Consider the following 21,812-nt stretch of genomic DNA (forward strand, 5'->3'; position numbering starts at 1 on the left):
ATACGAATAAATTGGGGTAGAGCATATTTTTCTCAAGTTATGTATTGACCTGTATATCAGGATTGTTTTTTTCTAATTCTTTCATAAGCCGCTGCATATCTCTTGGGGAAATCTGAGTTACTTTATAGTTACCGTACATAATCTCAACACGGTGGATGGATAGACAAGGCCCAACAAATAGATTCTTTGTATTCCGAATAGATCTAATCTCGTTGATATCAATCGACTGCTTTATCGGTCCAAAAGATATCCGGAGCGACTCATTATCGATTTTGTATCTCGTGTTGAACCAGATAGATCCCAATAAATAAATCATTACCCCCATTAGAGTGATTCCTAATATATCAAGATCAACAAACAAGCATTGGTATAAAATCCAGATGAACAAAATAATAAAAGCCCAAATCATAACGCCTATCCATATATCTTTTCTTGACGCAAAGACCATTTATATTACCTCCTTCCTAACATTCATACGCAGGCTAACTTCATTCAGTTTCATCTGAAAAAATTATCAAAATAAAAAGCTAACCTAGGATAAACTAAATTAGCTTTTTACATCATATTATTACCTGACTAATTTTGATTAGATTTTTAATACTTCACATCAAAGTTCGTGAATCCCGAGTCTTCTTCCAATTCATAAACTTGCATATCTTGAACTCTGGAAAAATTTAGTAGGCCTTGTTCTACTTCTTGTAAGAAGAAACCTATGTTTTTATCTTCGCATAGACAAGCTTCTTTAACACCTCTGCATCTTCATAGAATTGATTCACATCATCTCTATTAACAAACTCTAAATAAGCATAAGTGGGTGTATTAGTTGATGGTTCAAGTATATGAAAATAGTTTAACCACGTTGAGTAACCCTGTTCTAGAGGGTATCGTTGATATTTATCCCATTGAAAAACATGGATATTACTTATATAACCGCTTAACTGTTTTAATGCAGATACATTAGCTGCTTGTGATTTTATCCAGAGGGGCTGCCAATAGCAGTATAAGTTTGACCTACTTACTTCTTCGAAAAATTGAATGGCTGTTATTTTATCTTCTGTTACGGTCTTTTCATGTAATTCTAGATGGAGGCTTTTATTATGTTCCTGTGCCAAATCACATAGCATTTGCGTTTCTTGAACGTATTGCTTCCAATCAGAGGGTGTAATATTTCGTGGGCTCTTATTTCCACCCCAAATTCGTATTTGGTGCGCATCAATTCGATCTGCAATTTGAATACATGATTTAAAGTAATCTAACGAACTATCGTTCAACCGGTAATAGGTACCCAGTGATGGTGTTTCAATCCCGTAATATCTGCATTTTTCTTTGATGGATTGTATATATGTTGCACTTTTTTGTAAAGTTAAATGGACATCCGTCCCCCATTCAATGGCTTCCAGGCCAGATGTTGCCACCAGATGAATAACCTCTTCTGGAGATAGGTTTCTGAATGTAACCGAGCATAGTCCAGTTTTTAACATGTATTAACACCTGCCTTTTATTCTTTAATCGCACCACCAAGAATACCTGCTACAAAATACCGTTGCATAAATAAAAAGATAATAAAAATTGGAATAACCGAAATGGTTGCACCAAGCATTAGCTGGCCATAATCAATGGTATCTTGATTTGCTATTGTAGCCAAGGCTACAGGGAGTGTGTACATATCTTTTGTTATTAAAGACACTAACGGCCAGAGAAAATTATTCCATTGAAAGGTAAATAAAAAGATACTTACAGCTGCTAGAGCCGGAATCATAGTCGGTAATGCAATTCTAACAAAAATAAAGATTTCGCCCGCCCCATCAATGCGTGCAGATTCTAGCAGGGAATCTGGAATGGACTTCATATTCTGCATAATTAGAAATATAGCAAATGGATACGTCAGCTGTGGGAGAATAACAGCAATATGTGTATTAAGCAATCCAAAATTAGCAAATAAATTAAATTGGGGTATAACAAGTGCTTGATAAGGAATCATCATCGATAAAATAAACATTGCAAATATAATTTTTTTACCTTTAAAATGATACTTAGCAAAAGCAAACCCTGCAGCAGCACTTACAATGCCAGCTATAATCGTATAGGTAATCGTTATGATTGATGAATTAAGCAATGCTTTCCAGATGTCTACGGAACCCATCAAATTCTTCAAATTCTCTGCAATAAAATCCCCTGGTAAAAACTTCGGTGGATAAGATAGTATTTCATCTGTTGCGTTAGTAGATCCAATTACCATCCAATAAAAAGGGGCCACTGTAAACACTACCCCCACCAATAATAGGGCATAAATAATTAGTTTATTCATTAAAGAAGATTTCAATTTTTATCCCCTCCTAATTTAAATTGGAGATAAGTTAGTATAGCAATGAATCCCACCAATACATAGGCAATGGCAGATGCATATTCAAAATCAAAAAACTGAAATCCATTTTCATATAAATACATAGTTATAGTTGTCGTTGCGTTAACTGGACCCCCATTGGTTAGAATATAAGGCTCATCAAATAATTGAAAAGAACCAATTGTAGACATGATCAAGCAGAATAATAATACAGGTCGTAATTGAGGTATCGTAATCGAAAAGAATTGACGAATTTTAGTTGCCCCATCAATACTAGCAGCCTCATATAAGTCTTTCGAAATAGACTGTAAACCCGCAAGAATAATTACCATGTTATAGCCTGCCCATCTCCAAGTTCCTTGTAGAATAATGGATACCTTTGCCCAAAAAGGGGTGTTTAACCATCCGATTGAGTCGATACCTACTAATCCCAATAAGAAATTAATTAGTCCATTATCCTGATTCAGTAATAATAAAAATATAACGGATGCCCCAACTAGTGAGGTAACAGCGGGAGTAAAATAAGTTAACCGAAAAAAGTTCTCTAGTTTAATTAACCCCGAATTTAATAAGGTCGCTGTAAGTAATCCTAAGATAATAACCGATGGGGTTTGAATAACCCCAATGATTAAGGTGTTTTTCATCGCTTCGTAAAACAAAGGATCTTGAAACAGGCGAAGGTAATTATCAAATCCTACAAAGCTTGATTGTCCTGCTTCTGACTTTTGAAAACTAAGAAGCAAAGAACTCACAATAGGGTAAGCAATAAACAACGAAAAAAACAGAACTGCTGGTGCTAATAGAACGAGGGGTGCATGATTCTTTCCAACATCTAAACGATGAATACCCATGTTGGTTTTTTCCATATTAATCCTCCTCGCTTGATTCTCGCCCTGTGCTGGACTGTAGTTTTTTTAATACCGATTGCCAAGCTTCCTTAGGACTCTTATTTTGCAACATCATAGAAGCTAATTCATCTGAATAGGTAATGTTCGCACGTAAATAATCCGAAGTATAATTTACTTTTGGTACCTCTTCGGAAATCTCGGCAAATAACTGCAGCACCTTTTGATTTCCAAAGTACGCGTTCCCTTCCTTAAAGATTTCTTCCTCATATAAAGGGGTATAAGCAGGGAACATAAAATAGTTTTCAACTAAGCTAGTTAAACTTTCCAAGTCAGTAGTAGCAAACTTAATGAATTCATAAGCTATTCTTTGATTATCAGAAGCTTTAGGTATGACAAAATTCGATCCGCCATCTGCTGCTGCATGTGTATTGCCTTCTTTAAATTCTGGTAATTTCATTACTCTCCAATTCCCTTTTGAATTTGTTACCTGTTGCATCAAACTTCGTGACCACCAGACTGCGCCGGGTACTGTTGCAACCTGATTATTTTGCAGTGATGCAATTCTTCCATCCCAATTTGTAACATTTGCTGCTATCCCACTATGAAACAATTCGTTCATCAACAGAAATGCTTTCTTCGATTCCTTTGATTCTGTAGTAATTTCTCCGTCTTCATTAAAATAAAAACTTCCTTGTTGTTGCAATAAAATCTTATACAAAGATATATCATCATTTGCCATAAAACCGAGCATATCGATACCCGTTACTTCTTTAATAGTTTTTCCAGCATCAATATAGTCATCCCAAGTCTTTATGCTTTGCGGATCAACATTAGCATCTTCGAAAACATCAATTCGATAGAATAAACCAACAGGTCCAATATCACCTGGCAATCCAATTAAGTTTCCCTCTTCATTTGATAATGCTCCAACTTTTGCTTCAGGCAAGACATCAGCATATTGATCAAATCCAAACTCTGTTAAATCCACAAAGCTATTAGGGAAGTTGTTATTGTAAATAGGTAATCGTTGTTCTTCCATCTGCACAATATCTGGCAACTGGCTTGATTGGCCTGATGCTAGACCAGTAGTTAATCTTTGATAGACTTGCTCAACTCCTTGATTATTTACATTGATGTTTATGCCTGGATTACGTTCTTCAAAAATAGGAGCTATATCTTCTAGATGTTGAGCCCATCCACCCCATGCCCATACGGTAATTGTTTCTTGTCCTTTTCCGTCTGCAACGTTAGTGGTATTTTCCGCTTTGCTTAGAAAACTTATAATTATTACGGTGAAGATTAATAAAACAATACTAAAAATAGCACCTTTGTATTTCATCATCTCACCCTTCCCTCTGAACAAATGTTTCAGACTCACCCTGTACCACTCTGAATCCATGACGCTCTCTAAAGAAACGAGGCACATTCTCCAATACAGGAGGTTGAGTACCACCATAAATTGCTGAAACTAATAAGTTATTTCCTTGTACGATATTAGCCTCCAAAGAAGGTAAAAGAATAGGATTAGAAGTAAGAATATTCGTATTTGGCTCTGTAGTAATTACTTTCCCTCCATTATCATAACCATGCAAATTAGTAATAGTGGAATACAAGTTTCCATCCGATACATAAGAACTATTTTCCTCTTCATGTATTTCTGCGTTAGCCCCTTTTAGTACATCCGGTTTTGGGATACTAAATGCACCTTCAATTGCTTGTAATTCTCTAGTTGAATTAATTTCATGAATACGAATATGCCAATTATTAAATGGTATGAGATATGTTCGGATTTGAACGTCATGCCATGGATACCATTCTGAGAAGAGGTAGCTTTCATGTAAGGATATCTGAGCGCATTCTCTCCGAAATCGAAATAGGTCATCATATTCACTTAAAGAAAGCATGGAATCTCCAGCCACTTGTGATCGTAGATAATTGGAATGTGCAATATTAAACCCAAAAAGGTTGGAATACACAAATTTCGCATATTTTTCGGCATTATGCAGATGTTCACTTTTAGAATATTGTCCAGAAGTGTATAAATAGACTTGATCGCTTTCTGGACGGACACTTAACATTCTTGCTTCTTTTAGTAATTTTCTTTCATTTAATAATGGGAGTGGTTCTTCATTCACTTTCCAAAATGTGTGATCCTTTGATAAAGCTGTAATAATCAATGTTTTAAATGCCCAAAAGGAAGAACCCGGGCTATTATATCCTTCTGCCATAATCAGGTTTGGGTACGTATAACCAATCGGTAGAAAATTGTTATATTCAATAATTGGCTGTTTCCTCCACCAGCGCAAATTCCGAAAGATAATCCCTTTAATAACTTCCGTACGAAAAGGTTTTATGTCACAGAATGCAAGTGCACTCCAAAAAGCGGACTGAGCGAATTTATAAGTCATGCTCCTTCCGAAAGGTACTGCATCTCCTTTGGAAGAGAACCAATAAATAAAATCTTTAGCAAATATTAAGGCTCTTTCTTTATAGGCTTCCGATCTTTTTGCATCTTTTTCTTTCATAAAATAGGCATAAAGTAAACTAAAAAAATGAAATCCAAAAGAAACATAATAATCCATTTGATTTGGTGAACCATCTGAATACCATCCATTACCAAGATAAAGGCTTTCTATTACCTGTAATGATTCATTTTGTTTTTCGATATTCAAAGATACGCCGACTTTTTCTAGTCCAATATTGACGATGATTCGAAAAAAATGCCAATTATTATTTGGTAGTTCTATATGGTTAATCTGCAGTAACCAATCGACTAATTGTTCTTGTTGTTTTATAGTTAAATTATCCCAGAGTACAATTTCATTTAAAAGCAGGGCATAGCCTATTACAGCCATTTCTACGGCTCTTTGATCTCTATCGCTCAATACTCCCCAATATTTTGTAGATAACGGGTCAATACCGTCTATAATCTTATTCAAGATGGTTTTATTTATCGGTCTGTTTTCAGAATGAGCAAGTGATGCCTCTCCCCATAACGGCCTAAGTATGGATTCAATTTCAGTGATGCCTTTGCCATAGGCTGTGTCCGTATAGTCGAAAATCAATTGATTTTCATTATGAAGCTTATCTTCCACATGTTTTACATAACTTTGAATGAATTTATTTACATCATTTTTTGTTTGCAAAGCTAATCTCCCCAATACCAGTAGTTATTTGACTTGCATATAGCTTAGTTTTGCTATAACAGACGGTACAAATGAATATTGGAACACTAATTCCAAAAAACAAGGATAATCCTGGAGCTACTAGTAGAAATTGCAACCATAAAATCATAAAAAAAACGATTAATACATTTAGTGGAAAGTAGTAGAATGCTGCTATATAAGATAGTTTGATCATTTGCTTCACTGAAAATGTTTTATTGGTAGATTGAAGTAGAGCAAGATGGATAAGCACAAATATAGTTGTGATAAGAACAGTGATACTTCCATAAAAAGTTGCCATTCCGAATAGGTTGGTTATACCAAGCGTTATGTTTATATTCATTATGGCAATAATTCCAAAGAGTAGAGGGATGACGGATGCTAGATTGATTGGTATGAATGCGGATGTAAAAAAATCATAGAACTGTTTAGCGACATCTCGATAAGTAGGCGACGACTGGTTTAGTTCTTTTTGAATAGTCTTTATTGAAGCGGACATAGCAGGAACGAATCCAAATAAAACGCCACCTAAGAAAGTAAAGATGATGAAGATAATGTTAATAAAGCTAAAAAAAATTAACCACTTTAATAATCCATGAATAGACGTTATAGATACCCCCTTTAACTAAAGCGTTTACATTTGATGTTAATTTTCTAACTTTATTCTGTCTTATCAATTTCAGAAACACATTATTAAAATAAGAAATAAAAGAGTCTATACGTTATATGTTTTTGATGAATAAGCATGTCAGCAGTCTTTTCCATCCATAAGAAATTTTAAACTATTCCGCTTTAGATGCTTTTTCATATAACGCCAAAATAAAAAGCTAACCTAGCATAAACTAAATTAGCTTGTTAAATACTCTATTTTCATTTTAATATTTCACTTCAAACTTGGTAAGCCCAGCATCTTCTTCCAACTCCGTCAGTTCCATATCTTGAACTCTGGCAAACTTAGTCGGACCTTGTTCTACTTCTTTTAAGAAAGCATCCATGTTTTGCTCTTCACCCTGCGCTTCGATAAGAACACTTCCATCATCTTCATTTCTAACCCATCCAGCGATAGCATTGTCTGACGCTGCATGTTGTGTAAAATAACGAAATCCAACGCCTTGTACTTGCCCTTTTACCTTTACTTTTACGTGTCTCATCTTATCACCTCTAAATTCTATAATAACAACTCCGAATTTCACTGACTTCTAGAGATAATGATAATATTAGAAGATTTGAGAGTTTCTAGAAACAATACCCCTTAATGAATCACACATAACATTTCTATCAATATCTTGTTAAAAAAACGTATGTCCGCCTGTTCTTTCCCTAAAATTTTCTTGGAATCCTGTTTCTAAATGTAATGCTTTCCTTCATAGCTATTTCAACTTCTTTTACTTGGTCCTCAATGGCTTCCGTCCGATAGTGAACATATTCTTTAAAGTAAGATATTGTTATTTCGTTAACTCATCCATGACCCAATTTGCTCTAGCGCCACTTTCACCAGTGCTAGGGCTTTGTTTAGTTTCTGTGGTTAAATCTTTCATGATCGTTTCAATCAACGGTTGATGGACATGCTTCGGACGCTCAAATGACCATTCTTCTTGCCCATCAGCAGTTGTCAAAACGACTGGATCATCCCCATAGGTGGAAAACGTAATTTTCCCCTCGCTCCCGACAATTTCGTTTTTATCTACATTCTCAAAAGCAGTAAAACACCAATTTCCTATACCATGTACCCCAGACTCAAATCGATAGATGCCTGTTACAATATCTTCTGCTTCGTAATATCCCGCTTGATTGGACTTTATTCCATGCACTTCTTCGATAGGCCCAAGTAAGAAATCAAGAATATCTAATGTATGACTGGCAAGGTCAAAAAACAGGCCGCCCCCCGATATTTCTGGTTGTAACCGCCATGGAAGTGACGGTTGCTCTTTTATATCATCAGCGATCTTTTGATATTGCGTGGTAGACACAAAACGTACGTCACCGATGGCTCGTGCGTCCAATAGTTCCTTTACCTTTTTAAATCTAGGTTGTGCTCTTCGATAATAGGCAACATACAATGGAACGTCTGCATCTTTACACGCTTGAATCATCTCCTGGCATTCTGCCTCGTTCAATGCCATTGGTTTTTCGACATATACCGGCTTTCCTGCTTGAGCCACCTTCAATGTATACTCTTTGTGAGAACCTGGTGGAGTTGCGATATATACCGCATCCACTTCTGAATCGTTGATTAAAGCATCCGCATCATCATACCATTTTGGCACACCATGACGTTCTGCATAGTCTTTTGCTAATTCACCGGTTCTTCGCATGACTGCCACTAGTTGGGAATTGCTCACTTTTTGAAAAGCAGGTCCACTTTTTACTTCTGTTACATCCCCACAACCAATAATCCCCCAACGTACCTTTTTATATTTCATTGGATTTCTCCCTTCACATTTAAACAAATTTTCAATTTATTGATTGTAGTGTACCACTAATTCTTTATTTTTGATATGGCATTTCATTACCTTCCTGAGTAACTAGGAATAATTTCCTGAAATACTGATTTTTCTATTCTCATTTGTTTAATCTTATTCTTAAAGGGAATGGAAAATTAACACTTCTCACATTTAAAGGAGGAACCAATATGAGTAATCAAGAGCAAAACAAAAAGAACCAACAACTAGATAAATTCCGAGTTAATGATAAAGGAAAAGCACTAACAACAAATCAAGGATTAAAAATGAATGAAGATGAATTTTCACTAAAAGCAGGTGATCGTGGTCCGTCATTATTAGAAGACTTTCATTTGCGAGAGAAAATCACCCACTTTGACCATGAACGCATTCCGGAACGTGTCGTTCATGCAAGAGGATTTGCTGCCCATGGGGAATTTGAAGCTTATGAATCACTTGCCCCATATACAAAAGCAGATTTCCTTAGTGAAGCTGGCAAGAAGACACCTGTCTTTGTTCGCTTTTCTACCGTAGCAGGTTCTCGTGGATCAGGTGATTTGGCGCGTGATGTCAGAGGATTTGCAACAAAATTTTATACAGATGAAGGAAATTATGACCTAGTTGGAAATAATATTCCAGTCTTCTTTATCCAGGATGGCATTAAATTCCCAGATCTAATTCACGCGGTAAAACCTGAACCACACAATGAAATCCCACAAGCAGCATCTGCACATGATACATTTTGGGACTTTGTTGCTAATAATCAAGAAACCGCACATATGATTATGTGGCATCTATCCGACCGAGCAATTCCACGAAGTTTTCGAATGATGGAAGGCTTTGGAGTGCATACGTTCCGTTTTGTTAATGAAGAAGGACAAGCATTCTTTGTAAAATTCCACTGGAAGCCGGTTTTAGGCGTTCATTCCGTGATCTGGGATGAAGCACAAAAATTAAACGGTAATGATCCTGACTTTCAACGTCGTGACCTTTATGACGCGATCGAAAATGGCCAATATCCAGAGTACGAGCTAGGATTGCAAATCATTAAAGAAGAAGATGAATTTAACTTCGATTTTGATATTCTAGATCCAACCAAGATTTGGCCAGAAGAAGATGTTCCTGTAAAAATTGTTGGTAAAATGACATTGAATCAAAATGTAGATAATTACTTTGCGGAAACCGAGCAAGTTGCATTTCATCCAGGTCATGTCGTACCAGGAATTGATTTTACGAATGATCCGTTGTTACAAGCACGTCTATTTTCTTATACAGATACGCAACTCATTCGTTTAGGTGGACCAAATTTTCATGAACTACCAATTAATCGACCTGTCTGCCCATTCCATAATAATCAACGTGATGGATACGGCCGACAAACGATTAATTCTGGACAAGTTAGCTACCATAAAAACTCCTTAGCGGATAACACACCAACACCTGTTAGTGAAGAAGAAGGCGGTTATAAACACTACCAAGAGAAGGTGGAAGGCAAGAAAGTGCGGGCTCGAAGTGTTAGTTTTGAAGATCACTTTACACAAGCTGCTTTATTCTGGAACAGTATGAGCGATGTAGAGAAACAACATATCATTGATGCATTTAGCTTTGAACTTGGGAAATGTCAGGAAGTAGCGATTCGTGAACAAGTTCTCGATATGTTCTCAAATGTAAATCACGACTTAGTAACAGGAATTGCAGAAAACCTTGGACTAGCTGTACCGAAGAAAAAAGATATAAACTATACAAAATCTTCCCCTGCTTTAAGTCAAGCCAACACGAAGAAAAAAGCGGATACTCGTAAAGTAGGAATTATTGTCTCTGATGGATTCGATGAAGAATTATTCTCCTATATAAAAGCGCTGAACAAAGCAAACATCAATCCAGAGATCATCAGCGATCACCAAGGATCGATATCAAGTAAAGGTGGATCCAAAATTCCAGTGCACCACACCTTTATGACGGCAGATTCTGTCCTCTTTGATGCAATTCTAATTGTCAACAAAGAAGGAACAAAACCATTATTTACAAAAGAAGCTCCCAACTTCGTTAAAGAAGCTTATATGCACTATAAACCAATTGGTGCTATTCAAGATGGTGCTTCTGTACTTCATGATTTAGGACTAACAGATGAAAAAGGCGTTGTTACCAATAATGCGAAACAATTTGTAGAAGCCGTTGCCGAAGCGAGATTTTGGAATCGTGACGGGAAATAAGTGAAATATGAGCAGCTATCAACCCATTTGATAGCTGCTTTATTATCCATTACAACAAAAACCCACCATAAATTAATGCACCTGCAATTACAAATGCAGGATGTAATTTTATACGCTCCATAAGAAAATAACTAGCGACTGCTAGAATAGCTGTTTGCCAGAATCCAATACCGATGTATGATTCACTAAAGAAATTCCATGCCATCACACCCAGTAAGATTCCAATCACCGGTCGTATGTACAACGTCATTCTTTTTACTTTTGGAGAATTCTTATACCGATAAAGTATGCCTAATAGCGCAAGGATTAATACTAGCGATGGGGCGACTGTTGCAAATACAGATACCGAAGCACCGATAACACCTGCAACATCATAGCCAATATAACCTGCCATCTTCGTAGCAATTGGTCCAGGTAAAGAATTACCTAGCGCAAGCACTTCACTGAATTCTTGAACAGTCATCCAGCCGAATCGACTTACCACTTCGTTTTCGACTAATGGAATCGAAGCTGGACCTCCTCCATAACCGAGAATTCCTGGTATAAAAAAGGCGATAAATAGTTCCCAATAAACCATTACGAACCACCTTCCCTTGCTGTTCTCTCTTCCTCTTGTTCAGGTATCTTATTCTTTTTTAATAATGCTATGGCTAACAACGTTGCAATAAGAATTCCAGGATGGATGTGTAACATTTCGAGTAGAACAAAAACAATGATTAACATGATACCTGTTTGTAGCCAACCCATTCCGCTTCCGGCTTTTTCAATGAATTGCCAGGTCAATGTCGCTAGCATCACTGCTACAACAGGGATAACTGCAGCCGTCATTCCTTGCACCCAATCATATTCTCTAAAAGATGACAGTGACACTAACAAACCTACCATTAGAAAAATCGTTGGTACAATACCAGCTAGTACTGCATTAAGCATTCCCCAAAAGCCTGTAACTTGATAACCGATATAACCCGCAAGCTTGGTCGCTATTGGTCCTGGAAGTGTATTCGCAAGTGCTAATACATCACCAAAATCTTCATCATTCATCCATTTATATTTTTCCACTACTTCTTTATAAATGAGCGGTATGGAACTAGGCCCTCCACCAAATCCCAACATACCTACGCGAAAAAAAGCGATAAAAATATTCCAATGTGTTCTCATATAGCAAATTCCTTTACTAAGCTGTTGTTGTTACTTACCAAGCGGCAACCGTACCATCCGTACGGGATTCCGTTCCGCCAACCAGTACTCCTGTTTCGGGATTTCTCCAAATGATCTGTCCACGCCCAAAACTATTCGGTTCTAATTGAATACGTATGTTATGACCTTTCCTCGCTAAGTCCATTGCGATGTGGTGTGGAAAGGTGTTTTCCACTTCTACTTGTTTGTCTTTCATCCATTGCCATCTTGGTGCATCTAAAGCTGCTTGTGGATTTAACTGAAAATCAATGGTATTCATGATTACTTGTACGTGACCTTGAGGTTGCATAAACCCTCCCATCACACCAAAAGGACCAATTGGCTCGGCATCTTTTGTTAAAAATCCAGGAATAATCGTATGATACGTCCGCTTGTTTCCAGCTAGTGCATTCACATGATTCGGATCCATCGAAAAATTATGCCCGCGATTTTGCAGGGCAATTCCTGTACCAGGAACTACAAGGCCAGAACCAAATCCCATATAATTACTTTGTATAAAAGAAACCATGTTTCCTTCATTGTCTGCCGTTGCTAGATATACAGTACCACTTAGTGCTGGTTCGCCTGCTTCCGGTTGCATCGCTTCATCTTCAATTAACCCTCTTCGATACTCTCCATAAGAGTCACTTAATAAATCTTCTACCGAATGTCTCATATGATTTTCTTCTGTCAAATGTTCTTGCCCATCAGCAAAAGCCAGCTTAATCGCCTCAATCTGCCTATGGTATGTGTCGGTTGCCTCTTTCGTTCCAAATGTAAATCCTTTTAAAATATTCAATGCCTGTAGAGCGATAATCCCTTGCCCATTTGGTGGTATTTCCCAAACATCATAACCACGGTAGTTTACTTTTATTGGGTTCACCCACTCTGCTTGATGGGCTGCCAGGTCCTCTGATGTTAAAAATCCGTCATTCGCTTCCGAGAATGCACTTATTTTCGCTGCTATTTCTCCTCGGTAAAAAGATTCACTGTCAGTATCGGCAATCTCTTGTAATGTTTTGGCATGGTTAGGCGAACTCCAAATCTCTCCTGTTTCTGGAGCACGACCGTTTGGAGCAAATGTTTCAAACCATTCATGGAACATGTCATCGGATAATTCCTTTTTAAATACGGTATACGCTTTTTTCCAAAACTTACTTAACGTCGGCGACAAAGGATATCCTTCTTGTGCATAGTCAATCGCTGGTTGTAATACTTCTTGTAACGAAAGCTTGCCAAACCTCTTAGATAAAGCTGCCCAAGCGCTCGGTGCTCCAGGTACGGTAACGGGAATCCATCCATATTTAGGAATCTGTTCATTTCCTGTTTCTTTCACCTTATCAATGGAGATCGATTGAGGTGAACGGCCACTTGCATTAAGTCCATGCAGTTTACCTTTTGTCCACACTAACGCAAAAGCATCGCCGCCGATCCCATTCGAAGTCGGTTCAACGACCGTTAAACATGCCGCTGTAGCGATAGCAGCATCTATGGCATTACCACCCTTTTTTAATATCGAAAGTCCTGCTTCTGAGGCGAGTGGTTGAGATGTTGCCACCATTCCATTTTTTGCATAGGTTGCATGCCTCGGATTTGTATAAGGATATGTTTCTGTATGAAAAAAATTCATCAAATCTCCCTTTCTAGTGCGTGTTCAAAAGGAGGATGGAAAGGACCGAGAAGATCGATGCGGCGTAGCTTTAAGTACCGGAACGTATGCAGTTAATACGTGAGGAACTAAAAAAGCAAGCCAACGAGCTTCCACAGGACGTGGTGATTTCTGCGTTGCCCACAGGACGTGGACTATTTTAGCAGAAGGTCCCCCTGTTAAGTGTCATTTTCACCGGACTTTTTGAACAACCTCTTCTATTATTCTTCCACTTTTTTATTCATCTTCATATTACTATAGATTCCATAACCCATCGATATTATGGATAAGACAATTAAACCTGCTGAGATCGGACGAGTGAAAAACATAGACAGATCAGAACTTACCGACACCGCTTGACGCAAGTTTTCTTCAATCATTGGTCCTAAGATAATCCCTAAAATAAATGGTGCTAATGGAAACTTGTTCGCCTTCATCCAAAAACCGATTAGCCCGAAAATTAATAGTACCCACACATCAAAGATTCGATTATTTACAGCAAAACTTCCTAATACACATAATAATAGAACGATAGGAACTAATAAATGATGAGGGATTTGGTTAATCTTCATAAAAACTTTGATACCAAAACTTTGGATAATCAACATTAAAATGGCCGCGATGAATAATGAAATAAATATTCCATTCACAAGTACAGGCTGGTTTTGCATTAACAATGGTCCTGGTTGAATACCGTGAATTAATAAAGCTCCAAGCATCATTGCCGTAACGGCATCACCTGGGATCCCGAATGAGAGCATCGGTACAAGCGAACCACCTATGGAAGAGTTATTCGCAGATTCCGCAGCAATTAATCCATCCTTACTCCCTTTGCCAAATTCTTGAGGCTTCTTGGAAAACTTTTTCGCAACATCATAGCTTAAGATATTGGCAATACTACCACCGGCTGCTGGTAAGATACCTACTAATGTACCTACTAGGCTCGACCGGATCACATTCACTCCGGATTTCCATAAGTCTCGGATGGTTTTAAGTATAGGATAAGAAACTGAAGCACTGCTATCGAGAGATAATTGGCCTGGTGGTTTACGTATATCATCCATTAATTGAGAAAAAGCAAATATCCCAATTAGAACAGGGAGAAAGTTAAACCCAGCCATCAGTTCAGTGAACCCGAAGGTAAATCGCGACACAGCGGTAAGCGGATCGGATCCTACCATCGAAAACATTAATCCTAAACTACCAGCGATTAAGCCTTTTAACAATGAACCATCACTGAGACTTGCAATGGCACTAATACCGAATAACATGAGAGCAAACATTTCCCATGGCCCAAAGGCTAGTGCCCATTCTGCTAAAATCGGTGCAGTGAAAATTAAAATAATGCCGGATATAATCGTACCAACAAAGGAAGACCACAATCCAATCGCTAACGCCTTACCGGGTTGTCCACTTTTTGCCATGGGATAACCATCAAACGTAGTCGCCATCGCTGAAGGAGTTCCTGGAATCCCTAATAAACAAGCCGTGATTAAGCCTCCTGAACTACCACCAACTTGAACGCCCATCATCAGTGCGATTCCATTGATTGGCTCCATTCCAAAACTAAATGGCAACGTTAAAGCTACTCCCATGGTAATCGTGAAGCCGGGTATACTTCCTATAATGATACCTGCAACTACTCCCGTAAGCAGGATAAGAATGGTTTGTACATTTAAAATCGCTTCAATACTTAATAAAATAGATTCCATTTAGTTAATTCTCCTTTTAAAAGAGTATGCCAGGAGGTAGAAATACGGATAGTACCTGTTGAAATACCACATATAATATGAAAACCAATCCAATCATGAATAAACTAACGAGAATAATTTTATTCTTATTGGGTGCTAAGACGGTATATAAACTAATCAAAAATAAGATTGAAGCAATAAAATATCCAGCGTATGGCAGGATAAACACATATGCTGCGAATAACCCAAACGTGATGATGACTTTTTTATTGCTACGGAAGGCATTACGTATTGATACGTTCTTCGCTTTTGGTTCTTTCGTGAAGCGATATATACTATGCGCAAGCAAACAAACACTTAAAAACACTAATACGGCAATAATAATATTTGGAAAGAAATTGGCTTCTGTTTTTCCGAATCCTTGAATCGGTATTTGAGTTGAACCGATATAAGCTAACCCACTGAACCCTAACAAGAGAATCGCATTTAACAAATCACGTTTTGCACTAGTCAATGCCTATAAACCTCCTACTTATCTAGTAAGCCACTTTTTTCTAGTGATTCTTCCATGTCTTTTTCATTGTTTTGCAGGAAATCAACGTATTCCTCTGTTCCTTTAAAGTTCACATCTGTTCCAATTGCATCTATTCTCTCTTTAAACGAGTCGCTATTAGCCACATTCTCTAATGCTTCATTTAGTTTAGAGACAATTTCTTCCGGTGTGTCTTTTGGAACAACAATTCCACGGTTCGCTGCATTGACGACATCAATTCCTTGTTCTTGTAATGTAGGTACATCTGGTAAATCAGGATGTCTCTCTTCTCCTGTATAACCTAATAATTTCATTCGGTCATCTTTCATATAATCCTTACCTGCAGCAATAGACACACTTCCTAATTGTACGTCATTTGCTACAACTGCTTTCATTCTGTTCGCTGTGCCGTCGTAACCTACGATATTAAATTCGATATCTGACGCTGTTTGGATTAAAGCAGGTTCTAACTGGGAGGTAGATCCAATCGATGCTCCATACGTTATTTGTCCAGGATTTTCTTTTGCATCAGCTACTACTTCTTCCATTGAGTCCCACGGATTTGAAGGATTCGTAGCAACGAGTTGATATGTAGAAGTCATTAAAGATACAGGTTCAAAGTCAAAGTAACCAAAGTCTGCTTGTCCGGTTAGCTGGGACATCGCTACGGAATCATGAACAGCAAGTAGTGTATACCCATCGTTATTTGCTTGAAGCGCTTGTTGTGCTCCTACGACTCCACTTCCACCAGCTATATTCTTCACGACAACCGTTGTATTTAATTCCTTTTCCAACTCTTCTGCGACAATTCGATTAATCGCATCAGTATCTCCACCAGCGTCCCAGGGTACAATTAACTGAATATCTTTAGAAGGATAATTCTCCGCCTGTTCCCCGCTGCTCGTACTTGGGGGACTGCATGCTGCTAATAAAAATAGACAAAATAGAACTAAAACACTACATAAACGACGTTTCATGACATTTCCTCCTCTTATTTGTCAGTAATTTCATACTTTTTGTAAATTAGTTAATATAATAATAAACAACTATACGGCTGTCAATATATTTTTTGTACAATTGTAAAGTTTTGATAAAATTTTACTTACTAATTTAATGCATTTAGTAAATTTTACTTACTTTATGTTGTTAGTTATAATATTGATAACATGTCGTTTTTCTTCTTGTCATATTCTGATAAACTAAATTTAGCCTGAAATATAATTATAGGAGCCGAAAACTATGAAACTTGATAACATTGATAAAATGCTATTAGAAGAACTTTCAGAAGATGGCCGCTTATCGTATGTAGAGCTAGCAGAAAAGGTTGGCTTGTCTCGTGTTGCGGTAAAAGATCGCATTAAAAACTTAAAAGAAAAAGGTGTCATTGAAAAATTTACGGTAGTAATCAACTCAGAGAAATATGGAAAACAAGTGTCCGCATTTTTTGATATAGATGTTGAACCAATGCAATTGCAGGAGGTAGCACAAAATTTAGCCAATCATCCGCAAGTGGCTAGTATCTATCAAATGACGGGACCAAGCACCTTACACACACATGTATTAGTTGAGGATTTTCAGAAATTAGAAGTCTTTATTAATGAAGAATTGTATTCAGTTGAAGGCATTACACGTGTCGAGAGCTCAATAATATTAAAGCGTTTTAAGAGTCGTACTGGGTTTAAGTTGTAGAGGGTTTGAAAATAGGCTGACGGCCTGATTTAAACGAGTTGAACCAGCTTTGACTAATTTGAAATCATATGGAGGTACAAGTCCAATGGTAAAAGAATAATAAGAGGAAATCTATTTCATAACTATAGACTAAAGCATGTAGATTTTCTCTCTCTCATAAAATGAAAATATTTAGAAAAGAGGAAAAATAACATGTTAAATAGATTAAGTGATACTATTTATTATTTATCCAATCAAGAGGATAAGGAACGACCAACATTAGGACTGGTATGTGGTGACCGATATAGTCTAATCATAGATGCTGGCAATTCACCTCGGCATGCTAAGGACTTTTTAATCGAAATCGAGAAGCTAAATGTTCCGCAAGTTAAGTATGTTGTTATTACCCATGCACATTGGGATCATTTCCTCGGAATGAATGAATTTGATGCGACTATTATAGTTAATCATCAAACAAACGAATTGATAAAAGAATGGCAACGTTTATCCTATGATGACCGTTCACTACAAAAGTATGTGACTACTAATCAGATGAGTGCTATGTGTATGGAGATTATACAAACCGATATGCCAAACAGGGACAGGTTTAAATTGAAATCTCCAGATGTAATCTTTGAAAATACATTAACTATTGATTTAGGTAATAAAGTTTGCATTCTCGAACGTATTAAAAGTACTCATACAGATGACTCTACAATTATTTATATTCCTGATGAAAAAGTTGTTTTTTAGGTGATTGTGCATATGGGACAACGACAAATTCTTTATTTCATTACAAGCAATCCTTGTTATTGCCTATGATGAAAGACATTCAAAAATATGATGCTGAAATGTTCCTACTAGGTCATGAATCTATCTGTGATTTAAATGAAATGAATATATATTGGGAAGAGCTAACAACAGCAAGTCATGTTGTAAAGTCCATTTCACTAGAAAATGCGATAGAGTCTTTCAAGTTAGAAAATAAAAGGAATCCTAATGATAATGAATTATTTTTTATACAAGCATTTGTTAATGATCATATTATTCAGTCACAATGATCCGTTAACCAAATGACTTCTACACTAATTAAGTCTTCAGGATTTTCCTGGATCCATCTCTTATAGTTGAATAAATCATATTCCGACGTAGCCCATTGTAACCCGCTTTTGGGTTTCTCACCCTAGCTCGCTCGCCACCAACAAGCTATACACCGTATCTATATGCGGAGTATTTAAGCCATGCTCCTGACTTTTCCGATATAAAAATCCTTGAATATAATCAATTTCCATCGGGTTACCATTTAACACATCGTAATACATGCTCGTACCCATATTCGGCGGATAGCCATCATAAATATCCATAATGTCTTTTATGGTAGAATTCTCAAAATGGATCCCTTCCGCATTAGCAATCTTAATCCCTTCTTCAATCAATGATTCACACAGGTTTCTGACCTTTTCATTGGTTAAAATACGTGCGGTATTTCGACTCAATGCAGTGACGGAATTAATCCCGAGATTGACGATTAGCTTAAACCACATATCGTTAAGATAATTAGGGCTAATTTGAATAACAAGATCACTTTCCCCAATAAATTGATGTAACGCGATTGTGTCTTTATTTTCCGGTAAAATTAATTTCCGGTCACGAAAATGCGTTATCGTTTGATCTTTTTTTTGCCCGCTAATATACACTACTGCTTGATAGGTATGCGGCATATTTATTCGTTCGAGTTGCCCATAGCCATTTTGACAAATAATCGTTACTGTATTTTCATGTGAAAGCTTTTCTACAATTGGAAGCACGTTCGATAGCTGTGTTCCTTTTACTGCGATAAAAATATAATCAAGAGTTGTTTGAAAGCTGGACAGTTCTTCTACGGACAATGTTCCTTCAGACAACTGCCCTTCTCGTTCGATACGTACTTCACCAGCATTTCTTCCTAATAAATGTACACGTTGGCCATTTTCCAACAAAATTTCTGCGATTACGGAACCAACTGCCCCTGGTCCAATAACTCCAAAATTTTTCATAGCTATGCTCCTTTTTATCTACGAAACGCATTGTTAATCTATACAGATAATTCTATAATAAGTACAAGAATAAAAATAGTAGGTGACGAAAAATGAAAGCCTTGAAAGATTTCATGCGAATGAAGCATGATGGAGAAAAAATTTCCATGTTGACCGCCTATGATTATCCGAGCGCAAAGCAAGCGGAAGCTGCTGAAATAGATATGATTCTCGTCGGTGATTCGTTAGGGATGACAGTACTTGGTTATGAAAGCACTGTCGATGTAACTCTCGAGGATATGAAGCACCATGCGCGTGCAGTACGTCGTGGCGCGAAGGACACTTATGTTGTCGTCGATATGCCTTTTGGAACAATCGGTATTGATGAAAGCGCCGATACGGCATTTGCGATCGAATTATACCGAGATACCAATGCAAACGCTATAAAGATCGAAGGTGCGCATGCCGCTCCTGTTATTAAAAAATGCCATGCTATCGGTATTCCTGTCGTTGCTCATCTTGGACTGACACCGCAGAGTTTCGGTATCACAGGCTACCAACTACAAGCAACCTCCAAGGAAGCCGCTAAACAGCTAATTGAAGATGCTAAACTTGTTGAAAAAAGTGGTGCGATGATGCTTGTCTTGGAAGCAATACCGAGCGACCTCGCCCAAGTAATAACCGAGACACTAACGATTCCAGTAATTGGGATTGGTGCTGGTGTAGGAACGGATGGACAAGTACTTGTGTATCATGACGTGCTTAATTATGGTGTGGAGCATAAACCAAAGTTTGTAAAGCGCTATGGTGACTTTTCTACCGGAGTAGAAGCATTAAAAAATTATCATGACGAAGTGAAGCGACAAGCGTTTCCTGCTGAAGAATACACATATAAGAAACAAATTATGAACGAGGTAGACGAATGACAATAAGAATTACGACCATAAAAGAAATGCAAAACCTTAGTCAAACATGGAAGACAAATAATAAACAGATTGGGTTTGTACCAACCATGGGGGCATTGCATGACGGACATTTACAAATGATTAAGCAATCGATCGCGGACAATGATTATACTGTAGTCAGCATCTTTGTAAACCCACTGCAATTTGGGCCTAATGAAGATTTCGATGCTTATCCAAGAACCATGGAAGATGACCAAGCACAGTTAGATGCTTTAGGTGCCGATTATGCCTTCTACCCAAGCGTGGAAGAGATGTATCCAAAGCCTCTCGAACTTTCGATAAACGTCCATCGAATGGCGAAAGTACTAGAAGGAGCCAAGCGTCCGGGTCATTTTGACGGTGTGGTAACCGTCGTCAATAAGTTATTTAATATTATTCGTCCTGATATCGCCTATTTCGGAAAAAAGGACGCACAGCAACTGGCAATTGTCGAAAAGATGGTCGAAGAATTTAATCAACCGATTACTATTAAAGGCATGGATACCATACGTGAATCAGATGGCTTAGCAAAAAGCTCTCGCAACATCTACTTAACAGAGAATGAGCGACAAGAAGCTGTTCATTTATATCAAAGTCTATTAAAAGCTAAAGAATTATATGATGCGGGTGAACGAAATAGCGATATCATTATCGATGAAATTCACACCCATTTAACCAAACATACATCAGGGACTATTGAAGAGATCGCGGTCTATAGCTATCCCGAGCTCGTGAAACAAACTCAGATTACTGGTAGGATTTTTATATCGTTAGCGATGAAATTTTCCAAAGCAAGATTGATTGATAATATTATTGTGGAGGAAAAGTAGAGAGAGCATTGCAGTTTCTATCCGGCTGGTAAATTGTATAGTGGCATAACTAGATATTGGGCATAAGACAGATGATAGTTATATACGGAGACTCCTTGAAAATCAAAAATCGATTTTCTGCGTGCGATGTAATGCTGTCGAGGTCTTCCTTATCCTGTGGGATTGAGGCATAGGTGAGACCTCGGAATGCGAAGCATCCGAAGGCTCACCAGCCGCCGTTGGATAAGCAGAGTATAATTCTGAAGCTGGTTCTCATCATCAATTCATTCGGATTTATCATTTGAGTAAATACTTTTGT

At 37.5% G+C, this 21,812-nt stretch carries 22 protein-coding genes; 6 read left to right on the forward strand and 16 right to left on the reverse strand.

The window, feature by feature from the left end:
• Positions 1–37 precede the first annotated feature (37 nt).
• From C794_RS17630 to C794_RS17670, 9 genes are all read right to left on the reverse strand, one after another.
• Complete coding sequence (locus tag C794_RS17630; protein ID WP_017798499.1) at positions 38–448, reverse strand: PH domain-containing protein; 411 nt, start codon at positions 446–448, stop codon at positions 38–40.
• A gap of 262 nt (positions 449–710) precedes the next feature.
• Positions 711–1,481 carry a sugar phosphate isomerase/epimerase family protein gene (locus C794_RS17635; protein ID WP_017798500.1) on the reverse strand — a complete coding sequence of 257 codons (771 nt, stop codon included), beginning with the start codon at positions 1,479–1,481 and terminating at the stop codon, positions 711–713.
• 17 nt (positions 1,482–1,498) lie between these two features.
• Positions 1,499–2,323, reverse strand: coding sequence for a carbohydrate ABC transporter permease (locus C794_RS17640; protein WP_017798501.1), 825 nt, complete (start codon positions 2,321–2,323; stop codon positions 1,499–1,501).
• Positions 2,320–3,210 carry a carbohydrate ABC transporter permease gene (locus C794_RS17645; protein WP_017798502.1) on the reverse strand — a complete coding sequence of 297 codons (891 nt, stop codon included), beginning with the start codon at positions 3,208–3,210 and terminating at the stop codon, positions 2,320–2,322. Before C794_RS17645 ends, C794_RS17640 begins: the two co-directional genes overlap by 4 nt.
• 1 nt (position 3,211) lies before the next feature.
• Positions 3,212–4,534: an ABC transporter substrate-binding protein gene (locus C794_RS17650; protein WP_017798503.1), complete on the reverse strand. Its 1,323-nt coding sequence runs from the start codon at positions 4,532–4,534 to the stop codon at positions 3,212–3,214.
• A 1-nt stretch (position 4,535) separates the two neighbouring features.
• Positions 4,536–6,338 (reverse strand): DUF2264 domain-containing protein, encoded by a 1,803-nt coding sequence (locus tag C794_RS19990; protein ID WP_017798504.1) that lies wholly within the window; start codon positions 6,336–6,338, stop codon positions 4,536–4,538.
• Positions 6,322–6,966, reverse strand: coding sequence for a DUF624 domain-containing protein (locus C794_RS17660; protein ID WP_083900538.1), 645 nt, complete (start codon positions 6,964–6,966; stop codon positions 6,322–6,324). The genes C794_RS19990 and C794_RS17660 overlap by 17 nt, the downstream gene beginning before the upstream one ends.
• 265 nt (positions 6,967–7,231) lie before the next feature.
• On the reverse strand, positions 7,232–7,507 hold the full coding sequence (locus tag C794_RS17665; RefSeq protein ID WP_017798506.1) for an acylphosphatase: 276 nt from the start codon (positions 7,505–7,507) through the stop codon (positions 7,232–7,234).
• A gap of 294 nt (positions 7,508–7,801) precedes the next feature.
• Positions 7,802–8,779 carry a Gfo/Idh/MocA family protein gene (locus tag C794_RS17670; RefSeq protein WP_017798507.1) on the reverse strand — a complete coding sequence of 326 codons (978 nt, stop codon included), beginning with the start codon at positions 8,777–8,779 and terminating at the stop codon, positions 7,802–7,804.
• 209 nt (positions 8,780–8,988) lie between these two features.
• Here C794_RS17670 and C794_RS17675 point away from each other — a divergent pair, with 209 nt between their 5' ends.
• Positions 8,989–11,010, forward strand: a complete 2,022-nt coding sequence (locus C794_RS17675; protein WP_017798508.1) for a catalase — start codon at positions 8,989–8,991, stop codon at positions 11,008–11,010.
• A 49-nt stretch (positions 11,011–11,059) separates the two neighbouring features.
• Here C794_RS17675 and C794_RS17680 read toward each other — a convergent pair whose 3' ends face one another.
• The 6 genes from C794_RS17680 to C794_RS17705 all read right to left on the reverse strand — a co-directional run bounded on the left by C794_RS17680 (position 11,060) and on the right by C794_RS17705 (position 17,034).
• Positions 11,060–11,587, reverse strand: a complete 528-nt coding sequence (locus C794_RS17680; protein WP_017798509.1) for a chromate transporter — start codon at positions 11,585–11,587, stop codon at positions 11,060–11,062.
• Complete coding sequence (locus C794_RS17685) at positions 11,587–12,168, reverse strand: chromate transporter (RefSeq protein ID WP_017798510.1); 582 nt, start codon at positions 12,166–12,168, stop codon at positions 11,587–11,589. Before C794_RS17685 ends, C794_RS17680 begins: the two co-directional genes overlap by 1 nt.
• Positions 12,169–12,202: 34 nt before the next feature.
• Positions 12,203–13,816 carry a gamma-glutamyltransferase family protein gene (locus C794_RS17690; RefSeq protein WP_017798511.1) on the reverse strand — a complete coding sequence of 538 codons (1,614 nt, stop codon included), beginning with the start codon at positions 13,814–13,816 and terminating at the stop codon, positions 12,203–12,205.
• Positions 13,817–14,055: 239 nt separating this feature from the next.
• Entirely contained in the window at positions 14,056–15,546 is a 1,491-nt protein-coding gene (locus C794_RS17695; protein WP_017798512.1) for a tripartite tricarboxylate transporter permease, read from the reverse strand.
• Positions 15,547–15,562: 16 nt separating this feature from the next.
• On the reverse strand, positions 15,563–16,039 hold the full coding sequence (locus tag C794_RS17700; protein WP_017798513.1) for a tripartite tricarboxylate transporter TctB family protein: 477 nt from the start codon (positions 16,037–16,039) through the stop codon (positions 15,563–15,565).
• A gap of 14 nt (positions 16,040–16,053) precedes the next feature.
• Complete coding sequence (locus C794_RS17705) at positions 16,054–17,034, reverse strand: tripartite tricarboxylate transporter substrate binding protein (RefSeq protein WP_017798514.1); 981 nt, start codon at positions 17,032–17,034, stop codon at positions 16,054–16,056.
• A 262-nt stretch (positions 17,035–17,296) separates the two neighbouring features.
• Here C794_RS17705 and C794_RS17710 point away from each other — a divergent pair, with 262 nt between their 5' ends.
• The 3 genes from C794_RS17710 to C794_RS21085 all read left to right on the forward strand — a co-directional run bounded on the left by C794_RS17710 (position 17,297) and on the right by C794_RS21085 (position 18,786).
• The gene (locus C794_RS17710) at positions 17,297–17,746 is read left to right on the forward strand and encodes an Lrp/AsnC family transcriptional regulator (protein ID WP_017798515.1); all 450 of its coding nucleotides are present in this window, start codon (positions 17,297–17,299) and stop codon (positions 17,744–17,746) included.
• Positions 17,747–17,938: 192 nt separating this feature from the next.
• Positions 17,939–18,478, forward strand: a complete 540-nt coding sequence (locus C794_RS21080) for an MBL fold metallo-hydrolase (protein WP_230199305.1) — start codon at positions 17,939–17,941, stop codon at positions 18,476–18,478.
• A 59-nt stretch (positions 18,479–18,537) separates the two neighbouring features.
• Positions 18,538–18,786 (forward strand): hypothetical protein, encoded by a 249-nt coding sequence (locus C794_RS21085; RefSeq protein WP_230199306.1) that lies wholly within the window; start codon positions 18,538–18,540, stop codon positions 18,784–18,786.
• A 117-nt stretch (positions 18,787–18,903) separates the two neighbouring features.
• Here the strand turns inward: C794_RS21085 and C794_RS17720 are convergent, their stop codons facing one another.
• Positions 18,904–19,761, reverse strand: a complete 858-nt coding sequence (locus tag C794_RS17720; protein WP_017798516.1) for an oxidoreductase — start codon at positions 19,759–19,761, stop codon at positions 18,904–18,906.
• A gap of 92 nt (positions 19,762–19,853) precedes the next feature.
• Between C794_RS17720 and panB the strand changes: the two genes are divergently transcribed.
• Both panB and panC read left to right on the forward strand, forming a co-directional pair.
• Positions 19,854–20,666 (forward strand): 3-methyl-2-oxobutanoate hydroxymethyltransferase, encoded by an 813-nt coding sequence (gene panB, locus C794_RS17725; protein WP_017798517.1) that lies wholly within the window; start codon positions 19,854–19,856, stop codon positions 20,664–20,666.
• Positions 20,663–21,514, forward strand: coding sequence for a pantoate--beta-alanine ligase (panC, locus tag C794_RS17730; protein WP_017798518.1), 852 nt, complete (start codon positions 20,663–20,665; stop codon positions 21,512–21,514). Before panB ends, panC begins: the two co-directional genes overlap by 4 nt.
• Positions 21,515–21,812: the final 298 nt, after the last annotated feature.

This window comes from Oceanobacillus kimchii X50 (genome assembly GCF_000340475.1).
Lineage (GTDB): Bacteria > Bacillota > Bacilli > Bacillales > Amphibacillaceae > Oceanobacillus > Oceanobacillus kimchii.

Excerpts from the sequence above, each read along its gene's own strand:
- C794_RS17685 (WP_017798510.1), bottom strand. The coding sequence starts at position 12,168 with ATGAGAACACATTGGAATATTTTTATCGCTTTTTTTCGCGTAGGTATG.
- panC (WP_017798518.1), top strand. The coding sequence starts at position 20,663 with ATGACAATAAGAATTACGACCATAAAAGAAATGCAAAACCTTAGTCAA.
- C794_RS17695 (WP_017798512.1), bottom strand. The coding sequence starts at position 15,546 with ATGGAATCTATTTTATTAAGTATTGAAGCGATTTTAAATGTACAAACC.
- C794_RS17665 (WP_017798506.1), bottom strand. The coding sequence starts at position 7,507 with ATGAGACACGTAAAAGTAAAGGTAAAAGGGCAAGTACAAGGCGTTGGA.
- C794_RS17675 (WP_017798508.1), top strand. The coding sequence starts at position 8,989 with ATGAGTAATCAAGAGCAAAACAAAAAGAACCAACAACTAGATAAATTC.
- C794_RS17680 (WP_017798509.1), bottom strand. The coding sequence starts at position 11,587 with ATGGTTTATTGGGAACTATTTATCGCCTTTTTTATACCAGGAATTCTC.
- C794_RS17645 (WP_017798502.1), bottom strand. The coding sequence starts at position 3,210 with ATGGAAAAAACCAACATGGGTATTCATCGTTTAGATGTTGGAAAGAAT.
- C794_RS17710 (WP_017798515.1), top strand. The coding sequence starts at position 17,297 with ATGAAACTTGATAACATTGATAAAATGCTATTAGAAGAACTTTCAGAA.
- panB (WP_017798517.1), top strand. The coding sequence starts at position 19,854 with ATGAAAGCCTTGAAAGATTTCATGCGAATGAAGCATGATGGAGAAAAA.
- C794_RS17635 (WP_017798500.1), bottom strand. The coding sequence starts at position 1,481 with ATGTTAAAAACTGGACTATGCTCGGTTACATTCAGAAACCTATCTCCA.
- C794_RS21080 (WP_230199305.1), top strand. The coding sequence starts at position 17,939 with ATGTTAAATAGATTAAGTGATACTATTTATTATTTATCCAATCAAGAG.
- C794_RS17690 (WP_017798511.1), bottom strand. The coding sequence starts at position 13,816 with ATGAATTTTTTTCATACAGAAACATATCCTTATACAAATCCGAGGCAT.
- C794_RS17705 (WP_017798514.1), bottom strand. The coding sequence starts at position 17,034 with ATGAAACGTCGTTTATGTAGTGTTTTAGTTCTATTTTGTCTATTTTTA.
- C794_RS17650 (WP_017798503.1), bottom strand. The coding sequence starts at position 4,534 with ATGATGAAATACAAAGGTGCTATTTTTAGTATTGTTTTATTAATCTTC.
- C794_RS17720 (WP_017798516.1), bottom strand. The coding sequence starts at position 19,761 with ATGAAAAATTTTGGAGTTATTGGACCAGGGGCAGTTGGTTCCGTAATC.
- C794_RS17670 (WP_017798507.1), bottom strand. The coding sequence starts at position 8,779 with ATGAAATATAAAAAGGTACGTTGGGGGATTATTGGTTGTGGGGATGTA.
- C794_RS17630 (WP_017798499.1), bottom strand. The coding sequence starts at position 448 with ATGGTCTTTGCGTCAAGAAAAGATATATGGATAGGCGTTATGATTTGG.